The organism is uncultured Virgibacillus sp., assembly GCF_947495635.1.
GTDB classification, from domain to species: domain Bacteria; phylum Bacillota; class Bacilli; order Bacillales; family Amphibacillaceae; genus Virgibacillus; species Virgibacillus salarius.
Map to the genome: position 1 here is coordinate 1 of NZ_CANMAB010000061.1, position 23,803 is coordinate 23,803.

At 36.9% G+C, this 23,803-nt stretch carries 18 protein-coding genes and 1 other annotated feature; of the genes, 1 reads left to right on the plus strand and 17 read right to left on the minus strand.

Features of this window, described 5'->3' with window-relative positions; translation table 11 throughout:
- Positions 1 to 919 precede the first annotated feature (919 nt).
- Positions 920 to 1,195, plus strand: coding sequence for a DUF1294 domain-containing protein (locus tag Q1A47_RS13280; protein ID WP_246484842.1), 276 nt, complete (start codon positions 920 to 922; stop codon positions 1,193 to 1,195).
- Between the two features lie 437 nt (positions 1,196 to 1,632).
- On the opposite strand, the gene Q1A47_RS13285 is transcribed toward Q1A47_RS13280, so the two are convergent.
- From Q1A47_RS13285 to Q1A47_RS13365, 17 genes are all read right to left on the minus strand, one after another.
- Complete coding sequence (locus Q1A47_RS13285) at positions 1,633 to 2,418, minus strand: hypothetical protein (RefSeq protein ID WP_166530801.1); 786 nt, start codon at positions 2,416 to 2,418, stop codon at positions 1,633 to 1,635.
- 211 nt (positions 2,419 to 2,629) lie between these two features.
- Complete coding sequence (locus tag Q1A47_RS13290; RefSeq protein WP_166530800.1) at positions 2,630 to 2,830, minus strand: DUF1294 domain-containing protein; 201 nt, start codon at positions 2,828 to 2,830, stop codon at positions 2,630 to 2,632.
- Positions 2,831 to 2,924: 94 nt separating this feature from the next.
- Positions 2,925 to 3,281, minus strand: coding sequence for a 50S ribosomal protein L20 (gene rplT, locus Q1A47_RS13295; protein ID WP_026683081.1), 357 nt, complete (start codon positions 3,279 to 3,281; stop codon positions 2,925 to 2,927).
- Between the two features lie 63 nt (positions 3,282 to 3,344).
- Positions 3,345 to 3,542 (minus strand): 50S ribosomal protein L35, encoded by a 198-nt coding sequence (gene rpmI, locus Q1A47_RS13300; RefSeq protein ID WP_026683082.1) that lies wholly within the window; start codon positions 3,540 to 3,542, stop codon positions 3,345 to 3,347.
- Positions 3,543 to 3,603: 61 nt separating this feature from the next.
- A complete protein-coding gene (gene infC, locus Q1A47_RS13305) occupies positions 3,604 to 4,107 on the minus strand; it encodes a translation initiation factor IF-3 (RefSeq protein ID WP_026683083.1) in 504 nt (167 codons plus the stop codon).
- 68 nt (positions 4,108 to 4,175) lie between these two features.
- Positions 4,176 to 4,298, minus strand: a sequence feature (ribosomal protein L20 leader region).
- Positions 4,299 to 4,385: 87 nt separating this feature from the next.
- Positions 4,386 to 4,676: an MGMT family protein gene (locus Q1A47_RS13310; protein WP_026683084.1), complete on the minus strand. Its 291-nt coding sequence runs from the start codon at positions 4,674 to 4,676 to the stop codon at positions 4,386 to 4,388.
- A gap of 163 nt (positions 4,677 to 4,839) precedes the next feature.
- Positions 4,840 to 5,586, minus strand: coding sequence for a phosphotransferase family protein (locus Q1A47_RS13315; RefSeq protein ID WP_026683085.1), 747 nt, complete (start codon positions 5,584 to 5,586; stop codon positions 4,840 to 4,842).
- A gap of 420 nt (positions 5,587 to 6,006) precedes the next feature.
- Entirely contained in the window at positions 6,007 to 7,947 is a 1,941-nt protein-coding gene (gene thrS, locus Q1A47_RS13320) for a threonine--tRNA ligase (protein ID WP_166530799.1), read from the minus strand.
- 342 nt (positions 7,948 to 8,289) lie between these two features.
- Complete coding sequence (gene ytxC / locus Q1A47_RS13325; protein ID WP_226983661.1) at positions 8,290 to 9,144, minus strand: sporulation protein YtxC; 855 nt, start codon at positions 9,142 to 9,144, stop codon at positions 8,290 to 8,292.
- 126 nt (positions 9,145 to 9,270) lie between these two features.
- On the minus strand, positions 9,271 to 10,302 hold the full coding sequence (locus tag Q1A47_RS13330; RefSeq protein ID WP_034679931.1) for a bifunctional 3-deoxy-7-phosphoheptulonate synthase/chorismate mutase: 1,032 nt from the start codon (positions 10,300 to 10,302) through the stop codon (positions 9,271 to 9,273).
- A 32-nt stretch (positions 10,303 to 10,334) separates the two neighbouring features.
- On the minus strand, positions 10,335 to 10,907 hold the full coding sequence (locus Q1A47_RS13335) for a 4'-phosphopantetheinyl transferase superfamily protein (protein ID WP_299632359.1): 573 nt from the start codon (positions 10,905 to 10,907) through the stop codon (positions 10,335 to 10,337).
- Positions 10,908 to 11,270: 363 nt separating this feature from the next.
- Positions 11,271 to 11,456, minus strand: a complete 186-nt coding sequence (locus Q1A47_RS13340) for an MbtH family protein (protein ID WP_026683088.1) — start codon at positions 11,454 to 11,456, stop codon at positions 11,271 to 11,273.
- Positions 11,457 to 11,473: 17 nt separating this feature from the next.
- Entirely contained in the window at positions 11,474 to 18,622 is a 7,149-nt protein-coding gene (locus tag Q1A47_RS13345; RefSeq protein WP_166530797.1) for a non-ribosomal peptide synthetase, read from the minus strand.
- 33 nt (positions 18,623 to 18,655) lie between these two features.
- Positions 18,656 to 19,549, minus strand: a complete 894-nt coding sequence (locus Q1A47_RS13350; protein ID WP_166530796.1) for an isochorismatase family protein — start codon at positions 19,547 to 19,549, stop codon at positions 18,656 to 18,658.
- A gap of 26 nt (positions 19,550 to 19,575) precedes the next feature.
- Positions 19,576 to 21,189 (minus strand): (2,3-dihydroxybenzoyl)adenylate synthase, encoded by a 1,614-nt coding sequence (locus Q1A47_RS13355; RefSeq protein WP_166530795.1) that lies wholly within the window; start codon positions 21,187 to 21,189, stop codon positions 19,576 to 19,578.
- A gap of 28 nt (positions 21,190 to 21,217) precedes the next feature.
- Positions 21,218 to 22,399 carry an isochorismate synthase DhbC gene (dhbC, locus tag Q1A47_RS13360; RefSeq protein ID WP_166530794.1) on the minus strand — a complete coding sequence of 394 codons (1,182 nt, stop codon included), beginning with the start codon at positions 22,397 to 22,399 and terminating at the stop codon, positions 21,218 to 21,220.
- 24 nt (positions 22,400 to 22,423) lie between these two features.
- Positions 22,424 to 23,209 (minus strand): 2,3-dihydro-2,3-dihydroxybenzoate dehydrogenase, encoded by a 786-nt coding sequence (locus tag Q1A47_RS13365; protein WP_121605469.1) that lies wholly within the window; start codon positions 23,207 to 23,209, stop codon positions 22,424 to 22,426.
- Positions 23,210 to 23,803: the final 594 nt, after the last annotated feature.

Below are 23,803 nucleotides of genomic sequence, written 5' to 3' on the forward strand. Positions count from 1 at the left end.
ATCGAAAAACCATATTTGGGCAGTAAAGTGTTTCAAATTAATAAGCAGAAATTGTGTCATTTTACTTGACGGTCACATTTATCTTCTTTCATATATTTTATCATCAGAAGGATTACAGTGGTAAACAGTCAGTTACTCTATGATACACTTTTTATCATTTTAGGGTAAATATTATGTTGTCAGAGGTGGTACCATTCAATGGCTGTAATCACACACCTCATTACTTTACGAACTGTGCTTTGCTCAGAAGCTTTGTAACAATAACTTGAATTAATAGATTTATATTTAATAGTCATATTATGTAAATACAAATTTGTTTATACAATTTTACAATGGTATAATATAGATGTACTCATCATATTTTTGATGAGTTTCCTGATGTATTCAAAAACGAAAGAGTTCTGGTTTGATTCTTATCTTCCAGAACTCTTTCGTTTTAAAAAGATATTTTGTTACTAAAGTTTAAAAGATTATTGAACTAATTCTTCTTCGTAATCATTACTTCTACTACATCTTTTACAGATGATTTCATACGCCCATTCTAAATTATTATTTTAAATATACACCCTTGTAAAACTCACCATCATTCCGTACCTCAATATCCATTGCTACTATACTTTGTAATATATGCTCTAAAAACAAAGTTCCTAAATAATTTTCCTACAAGACCTCTTGTGCATTGAAATTTGATAAATCTATCATCTTTATTCTTTTCAATTTGAAATAACCCCTATGTTTTTTACGTTCTATTGATACAACAGTTCTTTGGACCAATAATTGAATTGTTATTTTAGCTTTTTTTCTATAGTATAGGAACTAATTAATAAAAGAATGAAATTTTCTTCGATTTTAAGTTATAATATTAGGTGATTAAATTTTAATACAATTAGGCAATTCAGAATTGTGAAGGAGGTTTAATTTGGATATATTTTTCCTTGTGTTTGTATATGTACTATTCATAAATACTGTTGGTACTTTTTTGATGTACTATGATAAGAAAAGGGCTATAAAAGGGGAATGGCGCATTAAAGAGAAAACATTATTTAATATTGCGTTGATAGGCGGTTCTGCAGGGATTATGTTAGGCTGCAAGAGATTCCGCCATAAAACTCATCATAAATCATTCAAGTATGGAATACCATCAATCATTATACTACAAATCGCTTCGGTTATTTTCACCATTTACTATTTTTAGTAGAAAATAGAAGAGCACTATTTTACCTACTTCTGATACAACCTATAGAGAAGTGGCAACTTTTTTGCTGTAATTCGCTTAATATGGGTATGATAGGCTTGCACGCTTAACGAACATGAGTTTACCAAAGCCTATCTTAAGTTAGTACTCCTAATCTTTAATATAAATCTCATAAAAAATGGCTAAACTTTGAAAAAACACTCCTTCATACCTTTAATTCTTTCTTCATAATGATAAACAAACCCCTTTGGCTTCTATATCAGTTTTCAGTATCTTTCCTACAATTAGATCATTCTACACTACTTTTACCACAATGACTTAACAAACCTTCAATTTTTTTAAATTCTTTTTGAATGTCACTGTAGGATAAAGAGTTGTATATGCTTTCTTAACCATTATTTTAACTCCAAAACCTTATACCGAAAACTGATATTCAATCAATTGAATGGTACGATTTTTTGATTGTTCTGTTTACTTACTTCCTTACGCAATTTATTATTTTCAATCTCTAATTTCTGTATATCCCTTTGTCTATCCTCTATTTGAAGGATAAGGCGTCTGTTTTCAGTTTCTAACTTATTTATGTATAATTTCAATTCAAAGTTGTCCACTATTTGCTGTCTTAAACCATCTACATACTTATCAAGCTCTTTTTTTTCGCTTCTGAGCTTTTCAGTCTTATTTATCTTTAAAATGTCTGCCTTTTCAATTTCATCAATTCTTCTTTCAATATATTGTTTTAATGTACTTATATTAAGGTTAATCTGACTCCTTGGCACATTCGAACCTGATGAAACAGAGGAAATAGACAGTTTACTGTGCTGTTTTATTTGCTCATTTAATTGTTTTTGTTTCGTACAGAACTTTTGTAAAAACCTTTCTATCTGAACCAATTGTTCCTGTACTTTTATGCTACTAATGTCATTGGTTAATTCTCTTGGGTGATTTAAATGTAAAAGTTGCAAAAATGAAAAGAAAACTTTTAACGCCGAGAAAGCAGTTTCTCTTTTTCTATATTTTGAATGCCCAATCTTTTTATTTAAATATATATTTGCAGCATCTACTAAACTGCCATTTAGGTCAGTAATAATAAAATATGTTCTCTTACTTTCAGACGCCCGCTTAAATCCTATTGCTCCAAATTTCTGAATAAGTTTATTATTGCTGTCACAACGTTCATATAAGGTACCTAACGATGTTTGTTTATCTCTAATAATACTCATATACAAATTTACCCCTTCGACAAAGGTTCTCGGATTTCAAACTGCGCAATACAATGAACCGAGGTATTCCCTTCATTAAAAGCATTAATATTCTTTATCTTGTATCCTTAAATGCTATGTTACTATTATATATCATCATTTTAAAGCATAATATTATATATAGTATAATATAATTTAGACAGAATACAACTTGTCATAATTCTGTATAAAATTATAGCTTTTCATAACCCAGCCAAGCGCCTATCGATCCACCTATAAGCGCAAGCAGCCAAAATGTACGTTCCGGAATCCGATATTTTTGCTGTTTTGCCTTTTGCTTATCCAATCCCATAAACAAAAAAGTAATTGCATTAACACCTATTAAATATGGTATAAAACTTGCCAATTCCCTCAACCAACTTTCAATTTTCATTTTAAAAAAAGACCAAAATTCTGCGATTATTGCAGTATTTGGTCTTTTCCTAATACTTATTACTAATCCATACCTTAGATGGATTCTTTTCGATTTATTTTAAAGCTTCTTTCGCCTTTGTTACAAGTTGAGAGAATGCTTTTTCATCATGTACAGCTAGGTCAGAAAGCATTTTACGATTAATATCGATTCCAGCAACTTTCAAACCATGCATTAGCTTGCTGTAAGACATATCATTTAGACGAGCTGCTGCATTAATACGAGAAATCCAAAGCTTACGGAATTCACGTTTTTTCTGTTTACGGTCACGATAAGCATATTGACCAGACTTCATTACTTGTTGTTTTGCTGTTTTAAATAACGTTCTCTTCGAACCATAATAACCTTTAGCTAGTTTAAGGACGCGTTTACGACGTTTACGCGTTACTGTTCCACCTTTTACACGTGGCATAATAATTCCCTCCTAATACAAATCAAAATAAAGTTTAAAAATCAATAGTTGACATAGTAATGCTTATTTATATGGAAGCATTGTTTTAATTCGTTTGAAATCACCAGCAGATACTGTAGCACTTTTACGTAGTTTACGTTTTTGTTTTTGAGACTTATGTGCGAACATATGGCTTGTGTAAGCATGTGCACGTTTTAGTTTTCCAGTACCTGTTTTCTTAAAGCGTTTTTGAGAACCTTTATGGGTTTTCATTTTTGGCATGTTGATTTCCTCCTTATAACATCAGCTTTGTTGATTTGACAGTTTCTTCTTAACTGTATATTTACTTTTCGTTCACTGGTGCAAGCATCATAAACATATTACGACCTTCCATCTTTGGCTTCGTCTCAATAGTCGCAATATCTTTTACTTCTTCAGCAAATCGATCTAAAACTTCCCTGCCGAGCTCTTTGTGTGTAATTGCACGTCCACGAAAACGAACAGCAGCCTTTACTTTATCGCCTTTTTCTAAAAATTTACGAGCATTTTTTAGCTTCGTTTCAAAATCATGGTCACCAATTCCAGGCGTAAAGCGAACTTCTTTGACATTAATTACTTTCTGCTTTTTACGTGCTTCTTTTTCTTTTTTCTGTTGCTCAAAGCGGTATTTCCCATAGTCCATAATACGACATACTGGCGGTTTTGCATTTGGAGCAACAAGCACTAGATCAAGATTTCTCGTTTGCGCTATCTCTAATGCCTCATGACGAGATTTCACGCCAAGCTGATCTCCATTTGAATCAATTAACCGTACTTCTCTTGCACGAATTTTTTCATTGACATTCATATCTTTGCTAATTATCATCCACCTCCAAAAAAGTTTAACGCTGTGATCATTATCGACAAGTCAATTTCATCATGAAAAAAGTGCGGGCATATATGCACCCACACGTCTCCAATCGTTTATATAAGAGTCGGAACCAGTCAACTACCAACAGGTGTCAATCAGGTGAGAAGCGGGTGCTTCTACTTGTCTCAGATCATTCAATTATTTTCAACTTAATTATAGTAACACAAATAAAAGAAACTGTCAAAAAAGATCAATAAGAAATTTATATCATCGTATTAGAAATTCCAATTACAGCTAGTTAATACTACTCGTCCTTTTTTATCAAAGGCAACTCCCTCTTGTTCAAGCAATGTCCTTTGATTGAGAAAATTAGGGGCTAATTCTCCAGATTTCTTTACAACTCTATGACATGGTAGTCCTTGAGGTGCCTTATTCATGGCCCATCCTACTACCCTTGCATTATGAGGTTGCTCTAAAATTCGAGCGATTTGCGAGTAAGTAGCTACTTGTCCTTTTGGAATTTTTTCTACTAACTGATAAACTTTTGTAAAGAAGCCGTTATCCATTTTCTTTTAACCTTCTCCTTTGTGTACTAACTCTATTAATTTTATCATAACATTCATTTGCTACAGTTGCCCAGCAACGCGCAAAAATAAGTGAATTTCATATTAGCGACCACTCCATTCAATTTCATTACACACTTCATTCCCTATTCTTGGTGTAATCGATTCATGGACAATACTGGTTCACGATTGCAATAAGTCGCTCATTATTTTCAGAAGAAACTTTCTCTGATAGTCTTGCACCAGCAATGATAGGAGCCCATTGAAAAATTTCGTCGATGGATAATCCACTCTTTTCACAATAACAAGATACATACGTATCTGCTAATTCCATTGAGAATTGTGAATAAAGAAGATACGTACGATATACATCGGCACGGATATCCCCCGAACTAGCGTCAACCCAATCTAAAATAGTTACGTTACTAGCTGTGCTAACCAGATTAAATAAATGGTAATCTCCATGACAAAGCTTAGGTTCATAGGAGATTGATTTCATTTTTTGGATTAGCCTTAACTTTTGATTGTCCGTTAAATAATCAGTTGATTCAATTTGTCGCTGTAACTTTACAGACATTGTTTCCATTGAATCTGCAATGACAGCATGTATGTTTTGTTGAATATCAACCGAAATGGAAATGTAATCAACCAACAGACTATTATCCTTTTCCAGTAATTCCCCTAGCGTACTACCCTTTATATATTCCATTATTATCGCTTGTCTTCCATCAATGATTGTTACATCCAATACGGTTGGAACATGAAGCCCACATGATAAAGCAATACGTTGTTTCGTTGCTTCGTACTCAGATGTTTCTTTCGGTATGTTCTTATGAAATAGCTTGACAATTTTATTGTCCAATAAATAAACTTCAGCTGTATTGCCAACAGCAATTTGGTTAATTAATTTCACTCATGTCCTCTCCCCTATTCACTTATTCGGAGATTTATCGTCTCTATTTCTACACATATAAGCAGGTTGCTACAGATCAATTCTTCTCTTTATATAGTAGTTCTATTTCTTTTTGTTTTTTCCTCTTACTATTACATCCCACTATATCTCCAATTTCATATAAAACAGCCTATTCCTCTTTCAAAATCAATAGGAATAGGCTATTTGACTTAATAAATGGAGATAGGAAAAATACGAAGTTAAAACAAAAGCCCAATTAATGTTGAAAATGCCTTAGCTAACACGGAATCTATTGGAGCACGGTGCTTATGCAGCCATGTTCTCCCAGAAGTCTATACTATCGGACTATAATAACTATTGTCGAACCAACAAATAGAAGAGGACGTTTTCGTTATGTCTCAGGCCTGTATGTTTGTTCGTTTAGCGGTTCATTACTTTATTAGCTATCTCATGCTTTATTAAATTAGTAAATGTCTCAAAACTGAGCGTTTCCGATTCTTTTTGACCATAACGACGGACATTAACCGCATCTTCGTTCACTTCATTATCTCCTAAAACGAGAGCAAATGGTATTTTCTGTGTTTGTGCTTCACGAATCTTATAGCCAATTTTCTCATCTCGTTCATCGACAGTAACACGTACACCGGCAAGTCTTAATTTATCGGCTACTTGATTCGCATACGCTAGATGAGCCCGTGGTGAAACAGGAATCACTTTAACCTGTACTGGTGCAAGCCATGTTGGAAATGCCCCTTTATATTCTTCAATTAAAAATGCTACAAACCGTTCCATTGTCGATACAACACCTCGGTGAATAACAACAGGGCGGTGTTCTTTACCATCTTCCCCAATATACGTTAAGTCAAATCGTTCTGGAAAATGAAAATCCAACTGTACAGTTGACAGTGTTTCGTCTTTACCTAAAGCAGTTTTTACTTGCACGTCTAGCTTCGGACCATAAAAAGCAGCTTCTCCTTCTGCCTCAACATAATCAACTTCCATTTCTTCCATTGTCTCTTTTAGCATCGCCTGCGCTTTATTCCACATTGCATCATTATCTACATATTTTTCTTTGTCTTCCGGATCACGATAGGAAAGACGGAAATAATAATCCTTTATGCCGAAGTCCTCATACACTTTTTGGACAAGCTCTACAACACGAATAAACTCATCCTTCAACTGATCAGGTCGGGCAAAAATGTGGGCATCATTTAGTGTCATTGCTCGCACGCGTTGAAGTCCTGCTAAAGCTCCTGACATCTCATAGCGATGCATAGTCCCTAATTCCGCAATTCGTACAGGCAGATTCCGATAACTGTATAATTGGTTTTTATAAACCATCATATGATGCGGGCAATTCATTGGACGGAGCACTAATTCTTCATTATCCATTTTCATTTCTGGGAACATGTCATCTTGATAATGATCCCAGTGTCCACTCGTTTTGTATAAGTCTACACTTCCTAATACAGGTGTATATACATGGTCATAGCCGAGACGCTCTTCTAAGTCAACAATATAGCGTTCAATTACACGACGAATCGTTGCGCCTTTAGGAAGCCATAATGGTAGACCCTGTCCAACTTTCTGAGAAACTGTAAAGATATCCAATTCCTTACCTAGCTTCCTGTGGTCACGTTCTTTTCGCTCCTCTAAAATACGAAGATATTCATCGACTTGACTTTGTTTGGCAAAAGCAGTTCCATAAATTCGCTGTAGCTGTTGATTATTGCTATCACCACGCCAATAAGCTCCAGAGATACTAAGTAGCTTAAATGCCTTAATTTTATTTGTAGATGGAACATGAATTCCTCTGCACAAATCAAAAAATTCGCCTTGTTTGTAAATCGTTACTTGCTCATGCTCAGGTATTGCATCGATGAGTTCTTGCTTTAAGTGGTCATCCTTGAACATTTTCTTCGCTTCATCACGAGAAATTTCGATACGTTCAATCTCTAGAGCTTCATCGACAATCCGCTTCATTTCTTTCTCTATTTTAGGGAGGTCATCTGGTGTAATGGAATGCTCCATATCTATATCGTAATAAAATCCTTCTTCGATAACCGGTCCGACACCAAAATTGACATCAGTATACAGACGTTTTATTGCTTGCGCCATTAAATGTGCTGTCGAATGACGCATGATTTCAATCCCCTCATCATCCTTATTCGTAATAATTTCTATCTTTCCTCCATGGTCCAATTCACGTCTTAGGTCATATGGAATCCCGTCTAGTTTTACTGCCAATGCCTGCTTTTTCAATCCTGATGAAATAGAAGCAGCTATATCCTCACCTGTAGTTCCTGCTGGAAAGGATTTTTCTGCTCCATCAGGAAAAATAAATGCTAGTTCTTCAGTCATTGCTATCACTCCTTTTTCAAATTAAAAACGCTCGTCCCCTTTGCATCTAAGCAAAGGGACGAGCGTTGGTCACGTCGTGGTTCCACCCTATTTCCCGTATCAAAAATAAATATTACGGCTTCATACATCCATAACGCAGATGATACGCTGCTACTTACTTTTTTTCATTCAATAGCAGGGTTCAAAGGTGGTAAATCATTGTTAGTAAGTTGGAAGCTTTCAGCCACTGGCTTCCTTCTCTTTCCATACCATATCAATGAATTATGTCCTTATCATTACCTGTAGCTTAACATATAATTATATAATTTGTATTATAGCTTCAGTATAAATGAAAAGCAAGTCTTAATGTTGTTCGTTCTTAACATAGTAAGGAAATGGAAAATGATGAAATGGTTTAAACATTACTTTCTCTTGAAATACATTAATAACGGTAAGTGTCTTCGGTTCAGACGGATGATCCCCGTAGATGTATATATTTCTGGGAGCCATTGCCACAAGCGGAGACAAATTTAATTCACCCTCATCCAACCCAACAATATATAAAGGTTCTTTTTGCATGAGCATTCGAAGTTCCATTTTCGAGAAAGGTTTTCCATTTTGTTTAAAAAAAGAGAAGGATTTCCCTTGTAAAACATGAACAGTATCAACGATAGACTCTCGCTTTGCAATGTACTCTCGTAACATATTCACAAATTCTTGGTGATCCTCTTCCCGTTTAAACTCATCAATAGCCAACCCGACATAGTGTATGACATAATCGCGAAATACTTTCAATCGGAACTTTACAATAGAATCGTAATGTATGGTTGCTGTATCCTTTATATTTGCAATAAACAATGACTCCAATACTTGATATGGATCCTCCTTTTTCCTTACGAGTAAGCTATCTTTATCTTCACCCGACATAATCCAATTGGTTAATTCAAGAATTTCCTCCATCTCATCTTTACTCGTAAAATAATAAAACTCTTCAATTACGGTTGATATCATGTTGCTCAATCGATAAGAAATAAATACATCTGTTAAAGATTTTGCAATTGCCTCTGTTAGCATATGGTTTGGAATTTGATCCTCAAACTGCAGATGATTCCCCCAATCTTCATGAGTTTTCCAGTGCAGATTAATATTTTTATTGTATTGCCGCACCTTTTCACAAAATCGAATGACTTCCTTATCTGACTCAATAAATAGTTCCACCAATAAACATCACCCTCATCCAACCAAACTGTTACATTATATGGACAAAGAGTGAAAATAATGAGTAATCCAGAAAAACTACTATCTGCACCTTGAATACAAGATTTATAGAGTATGCTACTGCCATTACTTCAAACTAGTTGATACAAAAAAACGATTTAAAAAGTGATGAAGCTGGTCCATAAACTGAGCAAATTCTAATAAGTCCATTTGTTGCTTCGCATCCGATAATGCTACCGCTGGGTTCGGATGAACCTCTGCCATAATACCATCCGCACCAGCTGCAAATGCTGCTTTGGCTTGTGGAAGCAAAATATCTTTTCTACCAGCTGCATGTGAAATATCAGCGAATACCGGTAAATGTGTCTCTTGCTTTAAAATGGGAATTGCTGATATATCAAAGGTATTTCTTGTCGCTGTTTCATATGTGCGAATACCTCGTTCACATAATATGACATTTTTATTTCCTTCGTTTAGAATATATTCTGCGGCCATTTTAAACTCATGTATCGTCGCAGACAATCCCCGCTTAAGCAATACGGGTTTATCAAGCTTTCCTACCGTTTTTAACAAATCAAAGTTATGCATATTTCGTGACCCAATTTGTATAACATCCACGTAATCATAAGCTTCAGCAATACTTTCCGGGCTCATAATTTCTGTAACGACTGACATATTGTACGTTCTAGCCACTTCAGCTAGTATTTGCAGCCCTTCGATTCCCAAGCCTTGAAAATCATATGGTGACGTTCTCGGTTTAAATGCCCCACCACGTAAAAGAGAAACACCTCTTTTAGACATTTCTTCAGCGACTCGATAGACTTGCTCATGGCTCTCTACGGAGCAGGGACCAATAATAAATTGTGGTTGTTGCTTACCGATTAACTCATTACCTACATGAATTACCGAATTTTCTTCTTGAAATGCACGTGAATGTAAGTATACCTTGGTCATTTTCTCTGTATTTTTAAATTCTTCATCTGAAAGTGCTTGAAGAACCTGTTTTATCGTTTCCGTAGTATAAGGACCTTTATTTTTAGAATTTATATCAACATCTGAAATCTTCGAATTACGTAGTGATTCAGCTACAAGTTGCCCTTTTGCACATAATAAATCTAGTAATACTTCATCGATATTTTCAGCTTTACGCATGGACATCTTCTCCTTTGAAATGTGTTTAACTGAATAGGTTACAGATCATTTAATAAGTCATTGAAATGACAAAAACGTAATCCTCCAAACGCTTTTTCATCTACCTTGGTTGTACAGATGGCTAATGAATAACCGTTAATGTCTCTATATTGTTGACATGTATAACCTTCTATTATTGCTTTGGAGGAGGTATGGATAAATTGAATTCGACTGCCTAGTAAATTGTTGACAGCAAAAGAGTGAAGTGGTGTCAATACTCCCTTTCCCGTTGCCTTTACAAAGCTCTCTTTAGCAGTCCATATCTCATAAAATGCTTGTACCGGTCGTACATGTTTAAGCATTTCAGTATATTCCTTTTGAGAAAACAGATTCTTAACTACGCTACTTTCAACAGATTGTATTTTTTCTATATCTACACCTACAGGGTAATGGTGTGTTGCTAACGCCACCCAATCACCAGAATGGGAAATATTATACTGAAAGGAAGGAAATGCTGGTAAAAATGGTTTACCGTATTGTGTAATCTCTATTTTTTGTACTGGCAGCTTATACCCAGTACACCGGTTAAAGGGATGACGCAGTAATAGCTCTCCGATCAGCTTACGATACATATCCTCGATCAAACGATACCTGCTTATTTTATTTTGAACTCTAACAGATATATAAGGAAATAACCATTGAATTTCTTGATGACTTCTTTTATTAGGGAGTTTACATACAATAGATTGGTCACTACCGTTCCCTCCTACATTTCTATCAAAAGAAACTAGTCTTAATTGTTCACTGTAGCCAATGAAGAAGGTAATAAAGTGAGAGTGAAACTCCTTCCGTGGGCGTTTTGTTTATCCCCACGGATGGTTAGTACCACAAGGGTATGACCTAAAGGCCTCTGAACCAATCGGACATTTACTGGCAGTTGAACCACCTCTTACCAATATTGCTCTTCATTGCTTGAAGTGGGAGCTTACTGCCAGTTATATGCGGGATAAATCCTTCCAATTTGTTTCAATATAGTTCATGCAATTGTCTCTATTATCTTCGCCAAATATTACATTCCAACCACCCGGTATATCGAGAAAGGAAGGCCAAAGTGAATACTGGCCATCCTTATTCTTTAGTACAACATAGGTACCATTAGGATTTTCCATTGGATTAGTCATTTTCGTGTTTCTCCTTTCTATTCATTGGCTTGTAATTGTAAGAGATTCTGTAATAAAATATCACCAATTTCTGCTAATGGTTCCGGCTGGCACATATCTTTATGGCGACAATGAATATCATACACTTCCATATCTCCATTAATATATGGCCTCCACGTTTCTGGTGAAATTTCATCAAACCACTCTGGGATAATCGTAGAACGGAAAAACAGAACGTCTCCCGAATATGCTTTTGGTTTGTATTCACTTAAAATACGCACCGAATTTCCATATGTTTCTTTTAAGTTTAATATCGTTTGATCACCGAGACTCGCAAGTGCACTACCGTTATTTCGTAATATTTTAAGTGCATTCTCAAAATTCAAGGCTTCATCACCAAGAGTTTCGGGATCAAATCCTCCTAACGCTAGTAGAGCCACAAGCGACTCTTCATCATCCGGTGTATTCTTTATAGGAAGGAAGTGACTTGGATACGCATCTAGCATGGCAACTAACGATACAGTATCTCCTTGCTCCTGTAATTGCGTAGCCATCGCATGTATCACATTCCCTCCCAGAGACCAACCGAGAAGCTGGTATGGTCCATTTGGTTGAACTTGTTTTATCGCTTGAATATATTCACTAGCCATATCATCAATAGAAGGAGGAAGTTGACCAGAATCAGCAATCCCCCTGGCTTGTATACCATATATCGGAAAATCTTTTCCTAAACTATTTAATAATCCTGCATAACACCAACTTAATCCCCCTGCAGGATGCACACAGAAGAGCGGAGCCTGAATACCGCTTTCTCTTAATGGCAATAGTACATCCAAAGCATGATGATCTCCTTCTTCTGAAAGTTGATCTGCAAGCCCCGCTACAGAGGGAGCCGCAAACAATGTACCAATATTCAAGTCTACACCAAGCACCTGCTTTATTCGTGTCATTAATTGAACAGCTAATAAGGAGTGACCTCCCAGATCGAAGAAACCATCATCAATACCAACTTGCGGTAAATCAAGAATTTCTGCAAATAAGTCACATAGAATTTCTTCTTGTGGCGTTCTTGGGATTCGATAAGCGTTGCTCGTACCATATTCAGGGACAGGTAATGATTTTTTATCTAGTTTTCCATTTGGAGTTAACGGGAAAGTTTCTATCATTACATAAGCAGACGGGACCATATACTCAGGAAGTTGTTTCGCAGCAAACACCTTCCAATTTTCTTCCTCTGCCTTCATGTCACCCTTACAAGTAATATAAGCGACAAGTCGTTCGTCACCTGGCTGATCTTCCCGTACCATTACGACGACATCATCAATACCCGGATGCTTAGTCAAGACTGCTTCGATTTCCCCTAATTCGATGCGAAAACCTCTTAATTTTACTTGCTGATCGGCACGACCGATATAATCTAAGGAACCATCATGCTTCCAGCAGGCGAGATCGCCAGTTCGATACATGCGACTGCCGCTAGTTCCATACGGATTAGCTATAAATCGATCTGCGGTTAAATCCGGTCTACCTAAATAACCTAAAGCCATACCAGCACCAGATACATATAGTTCTCCTACTACACCAGGGGGAACAGGGTTTAAATAATCATCCAACACATATACTCCTAAATCTGGAATCCCCTGACCAATGATACTATTCGCATTTAACGCAATACTTGCTTTATCTAACTCCTTATAAGAAACATGAACAGTTGTTTCCGTAATGCCATACATATTAATTAACTGTGGATAATTTTCCTCATGTCTCTCATACCATTCTTCTAATCGATGAAGATCTAATGCTTCGCCGCCAAAAATGACATACCGCAAGTTTAGTTCTTGACTTACATCTTCCATCTGTCTATCTACCTGAATAAGCTGATAGAATGCAGAAGGCGTTTGATTAAGAACTGTAACCTTTTCATCTACCAAAAGTTTCAAGAACGCTTCCGGTGAGCGACTGATCTCATGCGGGACGATGACTAGCTTTCCACCATACAACAGGGCACCCCACATTTCCCAAACGGAAAAATCAAATGCATACGAATGGAATAAAGTCCAAACATCTTCCGCATGAAAATGGAACCAATGCTCCGTCGCTCCGAATAATCGAACAACATTCTGGTGTGGAATAACTACACCTTTTGGATTTCCCGTCGATCCCGATGTATAAATAATATAAGCTGGATGATAAGGAGACAGCGAACCATTACGATCACTATTTGTCGGATTTGACGTTTTCTGTTTGTTCAACTGATGTGTTGTACGCTTTTCATCTAAGACAATAATAAACGTTGGATCATCATGAATAAATTTCTCTTTATGTTGATGATTCGTAATGAGACATACAGGCTGCGCATTGTTATACATATAAGTGATTCGAGCTTTAGGATAGTTCGGATCTAGCGGGACGTATCCTGCACCAGCCTTTAAAATCCCAAGTAAACCAATGATCATATCAATGGATCTTGACATTGCTAGAGCGACAAATTGATTCGGCCCTACACCCTTTTCTATTAATAGATGAGCAAGCCTGTTTGCCTGTTGATTGATATCTTCATATGTTAATGATGTATTGTTACATACGATAGCTTCTGCATGCGGATAATTCGCCACCTGTTTTTCAAATAAATCTGGAAGTATATTTTCTGCTACTTCCATTTTCTTCCTGCTCCAATCAGACAAGATCATCTCTTTTTCACAGCTTCCCAAAATAGTTAGTTTACCAATAGGTTGATCAACATCGATTATTGCTGATTCTAGCAATTGCAAAAATCGTTGGAACATATGATCAATGGTTTGATGATTAAATAAATCTGTACTATACTCAACCATTCCTTTTACACCATCTGGATTTCCTTCCTGATTTCTATATTCTTGAAATTCAACAGTTAGGTCAAATTTTGCTGCCCCAACACTCTTCACCGTTATATCACTCTCTACTTCAGGTAAATCTAAACTGGGGTTCGGTGTATTTTGTAAAGCAAACATTATTTGAAATAATGGATGCTTTGAGCGAGATCGCACTGGATTTAATTCTTCAACTAATCGTTCAAACGGTACATCCTGATGTTCATAAGCATTTAAATTTGTATGACGGATTCTCTGTAGTAACTCACGAAAACTAGGATTTCCAGAAGTATCCGTCCGTAATACGATCGTATTAATAAATAAACCAACAATTTCTTCTACTGCATCATCATTTCTACCAGCAACTGGAGTACCTAAAGGAATATCTTGTCCCGCTCCAAGCCGGGTTAATAATGCCGTAAATCCACCTTGCAATACCATAAAAAGACTCACACCGTTATGTTTACTAATTTTCAATAGATGGTGGTGAAGTTCAGGATTAATGGTAAAATAATAACTATCGCCTTGATAAGTTGACTCTACTGGACGTGAATAATCTGTTGGTAGATCTAACTGATCTGGCAGATTTGCAAGTTCCTGCTTCCAATAGTTTAATTGATTTGCCATCAAGCTTGTCCGATTATTTTCTGATCCCAATAAAGCTTCTTGCCATAATACAAAATCTATATAATCCAACGGCAACGCAGGCCAATTAGGTACTTCACCCTTGCTTCGCTGTTGATATGCGCTCTCTAGGTCCTGTACAAGCGGACGAAGCGACCAACCATCACCAACAATATGATGAATTAAGAGAACAAGTACAAATCGATTCTTCTCGATTTGTAACAGCGTTACACGAAACGAAGGTTCTTCCGATAGATTAAAACAATAGGTTATTTCAGAATGAATGGCTTCATTCACCTCCGTTTTATCTATTTGTCTCCGGTGAATGACAGGGTTAGCTTCCTTTATGCTTAAAATTAATTGAAGCGTATTTCCTTCGGTCTCTGGAAAAATGGTCCGTAATGACTGATGTCGATCTACTACATCATAGATGGATTGTTCTAGGGCATTAATGTTTAAATTGCCTGTTAATTCAACAACAACTGGAATATTATAAGTTGCACTGGCTCCTTCCAATTGATGAAGAAACCATAGCCTTTGCTGTGCAAATGATAAAGGGATGTTGGCTGGTTTTTCCATTTTCTTTATCGGTGGACGAGCTAGCTTACCATCATTAATCTCATCCACAAAACTCACAACGGTTGGTGCTGCAAATAGTTTACTAATACCAATATCCACGTTAAAAATCTGACGGATATGATTAATTAACTGCCCAGCAAGTAAAGAATGACCTCCTAGATCAAAGAAATTATCATCAATTCCAACACGATTTACACCTAACACTTTTGCAAATAAATCACATACGATTTCTTCTTGCGGCGACCGAGGCTCCCTATCTGATACCACTTGATCCATATCTGGAGCGGGGAGTGCTTTGCGATCAAGTTTTCCATTAGGGGTTAGTGGGAGACTTGGAATGATAAGATAAGCAGATGGTTCCATGTAATCTGGCAACTTATCTTGTACATGGTCACGAATTTTATTCTTATCCAACAATTCATCTGCAACAAGATAGGCTACTAGCCGATGATTATTTAATTGGTCCGCAAATACAACTACAGCAGCTTGTTCCACATCTGGATGTGTCATCAGTACATTCTCAATTTCACCTGGTTCAATTCGAAATCCTCGCAGCTTCACTTGATGGTCAGACCTACTAATATAATCGATTGTTCCATCGTTTCGCCACTTCGCAATATCCCCTGTATAATACATTCTCTCTCCAGAATGGCTGAAAGGATTAGCTATAAATCTTGCTGCAGTTAATCCAGGGCGATTTAAATAGCCATTGGCTAAGCCCTTTCCAGCGATATAGAGATCGCCAGGAACATTGGGAGGTAAGGGGTTTAAAGCTGCATCCAAAATATAAACCTTGGTATTTTCAATGGGTCTGCCAATGAAGGGTTTAGCTTCATTGCCTGTAATTGGCATAGCAGTAGACCAAATCGTCGTTTCCGTTGGTCCATATAAATTCGTTATGTTACAGTCTAACGCAAGTAAGTCCTCCATCAGTTTTGCAGCTAATGCCTCGCCACCAACCAACGCTTGTAACCCTTGGATTGCATTGGGGCGATACGTTACAAGCGTTTGCCAGAGAGTAGGTGTAGCCTGCATGATGGTAATATTTTTTGCTTCAATTGCTTGTGCTAATTTAGCAGCATCTTGAATTGTTTCTTTATCCACAATGACACTTGTCGCACCGTTTAAAATAGGCAGAAATAATTCTAGAGCAGAAATATCAAATGCAATTGTTGTTACTGCTAAGAGTCGGTCGGTAGCTTGGATATTGAATTTCAATTGCATTGACTCGAGAAAATTAATTAAGCCTTCATTTGTTACAACGACTCCTTTCGGCCTGCCTGTAGAACCAGAAGTATAGATCATATAAACCGGTTCTCTCCCAGAAACAATAGGAGAGGGAAAGGTTTGGTTATTCGAGAAAGTTAATTCTTCTTGTATGTTGTTATCATCTAGGTTTACTACAATTACTTCCTCTTTCTCCAATGAAATTTGATCTTTGACTGACGTAATAACACAAGCAGGTTGTGCATCTTCAAGCATATACGTAATTCGATCTTCCGGATAGCTCGGATCAATTGGTAAATAGGCAGCACCGTTTTTTAATACTGCAAGAATAGCTATGAGCATTTCGTCTGATCGAGGTAGCATAATGGCTACAAAGTGCCCCCGCTTTACACCTCGCTTACGAAGCAAATGGGCGATTTGATTTGCACGGCCATTTAATTCAGCGTAAGAAAGTTTCTTCTCTCCAAACTCTACAGCAATACGTTCTGAATTCGTTTTTACTTGCTCTTCAAAACGAGTTAACAGTGGCTTATCAGCCATTTCACGACAGGCTGGATTCCAGTCTTCTAGCACCTGTTGTCTTTCTTCTTTTAGTAAAAGATGAAACCTACCAATTGCTTGTTTCATTGAGGAATTGGCTATATCTTCGACAAGTTTTTTTATTCTTCGTAGATGTAAATGCACCTCCTCTTCATGATAGGCGTTGGGATTAGCATCTAAATCAAATCGTAAACCAGAATCATTTTTCTGATCATATATATTCAACGATAGGTCCTCAACTGGCCCTGTTGAAAGTTTGTATGTTGTTCCTTTCGCTTCTCCAAATCGCAGTGTATAATCGAAAGGCATTATATTTATCTGGGGTCCAATCAAACGTTGGTTACTACCTAATAATTTGAGATCACGTTGCAAATCCTCATGTCTATAATGCTGATGCTTACGTATCACACGTATTTCTTGCTGAATTTGCTGAATCAGATCATGTAAGGATAAATCCGCCTGCAATGATAACCGTAATGGCAGTATATTCATCACAGTTGCTGGAACATGTAAAGATGATGTTCCAAAACGGTTCATCATCGGTAAACTCAAAATAACATTTTCTTCACCAGTCATCCGATGTACATAAATAGCTAATGCTGCAATTATTATTTCATGCCAGCTACCTTTATGTTCCCTTGATTTATTATGAAGAGATGTAAAAATTGCATTATCTACATAAGTTGTATCACTTATGTAATACGCCGGTAGCTTCGTTGAACGATCTGCTAAACTAACCACTTCTGGATGATCACTAAAATGATTCATCCAGAAGTCACGATCAACCTGAAATTTCTCCGATTCTCTATATTTTCGGTTTTCAGATATAACCTTTATAAATGAGCCAAATGCACTACCCTCATCCCCTTTTTTTCCTTGGAGAAATGATGTATACAACGACGCAACTCGTTGACTAATTAAAGAAAAACCGAATGCATCTGCAGCAATATGATGGATTTTTTGATACCAAAAATATCGGTTATCATCTAGTTGAAAGATAACCTGTTTAAATAATAAATCCTGAGCAAAGTCGATGGGCTGTGACAAATCATCTTTCATCCATTTTTTTGCAAAATGACTAGGACAGGATTGGTCACGAGCATCAATATAATCAATAGAAAAGCCTCTCTCTAATTGAATGAATTGCGATAGTCCTTCGAGATCTTCTTCAATATTGACATGTAAACTCTCTGCTTCCACAATGGTCTGCCTAATCGCTTGTTTAAAATAATTCATTTCCAAATTCCCTATAATATCCACATATTCTCCAGTATTGTAAATCGGGTTATTCGGATCTAGTTTTTGAGCAAACCAAATCCCTGTCTGTGCACCTGTTAAAGGAAATCGTTTGTGTTCCATTGTAGTCATAAACGTTGTTACCTCCTATCCATAGACACTACATTACGTATTTTGTGGTATCCCAGTAATCATTTCCCACCAATCATGAAGTGTAGGTCTTTCTACTAACTTCATAAAGTTAACTTCGATTCCTTGCTGTCTCCATTCTTCAACTAAACTCATCATCCGAATCGAATCAAGTCCTATATCTAGTAGATTATCCCTATTGGCAATATCGTCAGGATGAATATCGAGCAAATTCGCTATTTGTATTTTCATATCTGAAAACGAAAACGCGTCATCCTGATTTAAATCTTGATGTGAGATAAGATCACGTAAAACAGCTTCTGTAGTTAGACAGTATCCACATCGAGTCGCAGCATATTGTAGGGCCATTTGATGATCTGCCTCTGAAAAATCAGCTACTGCATCAGCTACAAAAAAGGATTGAATATCTTCCATAAATGCATCCGTAGCAGTAACTAAACAACCTATATGTGCATAGACACCTGTAATGATAATTTGATCCTTATCGCTTTCTTGTAAAATACGTAATAAATCTGACTTTTTAAAAGCACTATAGCGCCATTTAGTTAGCACCGTATCCGATTCATCTGGAGTAAGCTCTTTAATAATCTGTGTTTCCTGTATACTTTCGCTTAATCCAGATCCCCAAAAATCTTGTAATAGTGCCCGATCAGCTGGAGCTTGATTGCCTGGCTGAGCTGTGTAGAATACTGGGATATTTAATTGTGTACAGCGTTGTTTAAGATCCTTAATATTGTTCACTAGTTCAGGCAAAGGAGATTGCTTAGAATCATAAGCATTAATAAAATATTGCTGCATATCATGTATAAGCAGAACCGCTCGTTTAGGATCAACCTTCCAGTCCACCTTATTATTTGGTAAATCCGAAGATTGCGGCATCGGATATGTCGTTATAGATGGAAGTCCCATCTTATCCACTTCCTTTCAAGTAATAATTATATTTTTAATTTTTGATCAATTTTTTGTCGTAGTGTTTTTTTATTGACCTTACCGAATGGAGTTTTGGGAAACGTTTCAACGATTTCTACACGATCAGGTATTTTATATGCTGCCAAACCCCTTTCCCTTAAAAATTGTTTGAACTCACCTGGGTGATCTGAAGCAGAATGGAGAATAATAAATGCACAAGATCGTTCACCAAGGAATTTATCCGGCATCGCAACAACGGCGACGTCAAATACATTTGAATGTGCCAGCAAATGATTCTCTACTTCCTCTGCTGCGATCTTTTCTCCTCCTCTATTAATTTGATCCTTATCACGGCCTTCTACGGTAATATAACCATGTTCATTTACACTAACTAAATCACCGGTTCGGTAAAAGCCATCACTGGTAAATGCTTTTCGATTATGTGCTGGCGCATTATAATAGCCACATATGGTATATGGACCACGGGTTAATAGTTCCCCTACTTCACCTGTGGCAACAAGGTTATCGTCTTCATTTACAATCTTTATTTCATCATATGGAGACATTGGTTTTCCCTGTGTGTGTATAATAATCTCATCCGGATCATCCAAACGAGTATAATTTACAAGACCTTCAGCCATTCCAAATACCTGTTGTAATTTACAGCCAAAAGAAGGTTGTATTCGCTGCGCTACTTCAGCACTAAATTTTGCTCCACCAACTTGAATAACCTGTAAGCTTGATAAATCATCCCTTCGATTTTTAATCGCTTCTAGCCATATCAATGCTATCGGTGGGACAAGCGCTGTAATCGTTACTTGCTCTTTCTGAATCAGCGGAAATGCTTCATCTGGACTTGATCCAGAAGCAAGAACTATCTTTCCTCCTGCATACAAAATTCCTAACACACCTGGAGAACTCATCGGGAAATTATGTGCGATTGGTAGCACAGCCAAATACACACTATTTTTAGTTATTCGACAAATTTGATTACTCACGCGCAATGAATACATATAGTCATCATGTGTACGCGGTATTAATTTGGACAGCCCTGTACTACCTCCTGACAACTGCAAGAACGCTATTTCACTTGCTTTAATTTCAGGTTCCTTAAAATCTGCTTGTAAATACAAATCAAAAAGCGACGTGTATTTATTTGCCTCACCATGAACGATGATATGTTCAAGTGAATTTACGCTTTTTTGTACCTCACTGGCTAACAATGTATAGTTAAATCCTCCATACGTGTCAGGAATAATATATGCTTTTGCTTCCGCAAATTCACAAAAATAGTGAATTTCGCTATATCGATGGGCTGGAAGCGCATATACAGGAATTGCGCCTAACCGAAACAACGCAAAAACGACATCAAAAAAGGCAATTTGATTAGGCAGTTGAACGACAACACGATCACCTTTTTGTATCCCTAATTTTTGGAAACCTACTGCTAGCTGATTCACTTTTTTATTAAACTCACTGTAAGACACTTCAACTTCTCCATCAGTCATGGCTATTCGATTCTCGTATTTTTTGGCATTTTCCGCCAATAGGTCTCCAAATGTTTTTCCTTCCCAGCATCCTTCCTCTCGATAATATGCAGCATATTCTTCTGGCCAAGTTGGACATCCATCTAGAACCATATTTAATCCCTCCTTCATTTTTCAGGACTTAAATGCCTAGTCCCTGCAGCATCGTGCCAAACTTAGCTGCCGTTTCTGCTAATTCATCTTCTGGCTTTGAACCAGTGACTATTCCAGCTCCAGCAAATAACTGAAGGTTTCGACCACAAATTTCAGCACAGCGAATGGTGACTATCCATTCTCCATCTCCTGCCTCATCACACCATCCTACCATTCCAGTAAAAAATCCACGATCAAATGGTTCAATTTCTTGAATCGTATTGCGAGCAGCTTCTGTGGGGAAACCGCAAATAGCTGGTGTTGGGTGTAGAGCCATTGCTAACTCAATGGAAGTCACGTGCGGATCTTTTAGAATACCGTTAATTTCCGTAGAAAGATGCCACATTGCTTCTGTCTTTATTATGGAAGGTGTTGTAGGTACATGTAATTCCAGACAATATTCCTGAAGCGATTTTTTTACTGCATCTACGACTACTGCATGTTCATGTAAATCTTTGGCGGATTCCAATAATTCTTTGGCTTGTTGCTCATCCTCCAACGGATCTTTACAGCGAGGTCGTGATCCCGCTAACGGATTCGCTACTATTTTTTGTCCTGTCTTAGATACAAGCAATTCTGGGCTTGCACCAATTAATGTTCGAGGCTCAGTATCTTTCTGCTCATTCAATGATACATCAACTGCAAATGTGTATCCCGTTTTATTTGAGTAAGCTAGATTTTTTAATAATTGATGTGTATCTATCCTTTCAGCAGAGGTAATATGTAATGATCTGGATAAAACAATTTTTTGTATGTGATCTGTGTCAATAGCCTTTAGCCCCTTACGTACACCTTCCATATATACCTCAGGATCAGGAACTGCCTTTATTTCAAAGGTAGAGCTTGAAGCTTTCCTCCACTCTACTTGCTTTTTCACTTCTAATGGAGCAGCAGTAGATATCTCTTTCGGAATCACCAGTTTCGGTGACTCGGAAAAATCAAACGGGATCGCTCCCATCACAATTGGTCTGGCATGACCAGTCAATTTTGCTTGATTCAACGACTGTTTCATTTGCTCTATTATTCCGTGGCTATTTAACATATGAACGTTTGCAAAAACTCCTTTACCCAAGATCATTTGCTTTGGCGATGCTAATAAAAAATCGCCCTTTTGATAATTTTGAAGTAAAGTTATCTGTTTACTTTGATTAGAAGCAGTAGTATTTATCAATTTATATCCTCCTTTGGATGAATTTTACAACCCTAATGTTGCTCCACCATCTACACATATATCTTCCATAGTAATATGACCAGCCATATCAGATATAAGAAATAAAATAGTGTTTGTTACATCAACGGGCTCTCCAATTTTTCTTAGCGGAATACCAAGTCGATATTCTTCTGCAGTACCATTTATCGATACTTGTTCTCCTGTGTCATTCTTCCACAGTTGTTTAAGCATCTCGGTGTTCGTTGATCCCGGCGAAACAATGTTGCAGCGGATATTATAATTGGCTAGTTCTAATCCTAAACATTTGACAAACATTGTAGTAGCTGCTTTTGAAGCTGCATATGCTGCCATCGACATTCTAGGCATTCGAGCAGCATTTGAACTAACTACGACAATTGCACCAGCTTGACGAGGGATCATTCGTCTTGTAATGGCTTGGACAATATGGAACACACCGCTAGTGTTGACTTCAAAGGTGGTATCCCAATTTGATTTAGGAAGCGAAACGACAGAATCTAAAAAAAGTACCCCAGCGGCATGAATGAGAATTTCAATTGGTCCTACTTCACGTTCAATCATGTCTATTGTTTCTGCGACCTTTTCATAATTACGAATATCCAGTGTAAAAGCTGTTATGTGATGGCCGTTTTGCTTTAGCTCACTTACAAATGCAAATAGTTTTTCTGTATTGTTATCCAGTGCAACTACATGAGCACCATTATCAGAAAGCCCTTCAACAATGGACTGACCCATGCCACCACAGGCACCTGTTACAACAGCAACCTTTCCAGTTATTCCTGTAAATTGCATGACTTCATTCCTTCCAATCTATTCTTGTACTAAATAGTTATCTAAATCATTCAATTGATAATGATTATCATTATCAATATTTAAGTTAAATGATAACTGTTCTCAATGATGAAATCAAGTAATAATTTGAACTTTTTACCAATTGGAAGTTTAGTACTGCTTCAAAAGAATTAGCGAATCCAAGTATCCTAACTAGCAGATAAGTCTTTTTCATTATGTACGCTAAAAATTATGCAGTAATATGAAAAACCGGAATATTATGATATATTAAATTTTCTTCCCTTATTTATACTTTTCTTTTCTGTAAAAGAACAAAAAGTGCAAACGCCCGAATAGAAACGTAGCGAATGGAGCGAGTCAACGGAAATAAAGGAAACAAAGTGAGCTTACGAGCCGATGATGACTTCTCCTACTCCTAGGGCAATTCGTGAAGTTGCCTAGGTTTCGGACGCGGCTCAACATGCGCCTATTTATCCACAGGCTCAAATTTTATAGTTTCCTTCATTTCCTAGACTATTAAGAAAAACTGAGCAAAATTCGCTCAGTCCTTATCACTAAATGCTCAGATTTACGCTTTCTCTAGTAGCTATTATG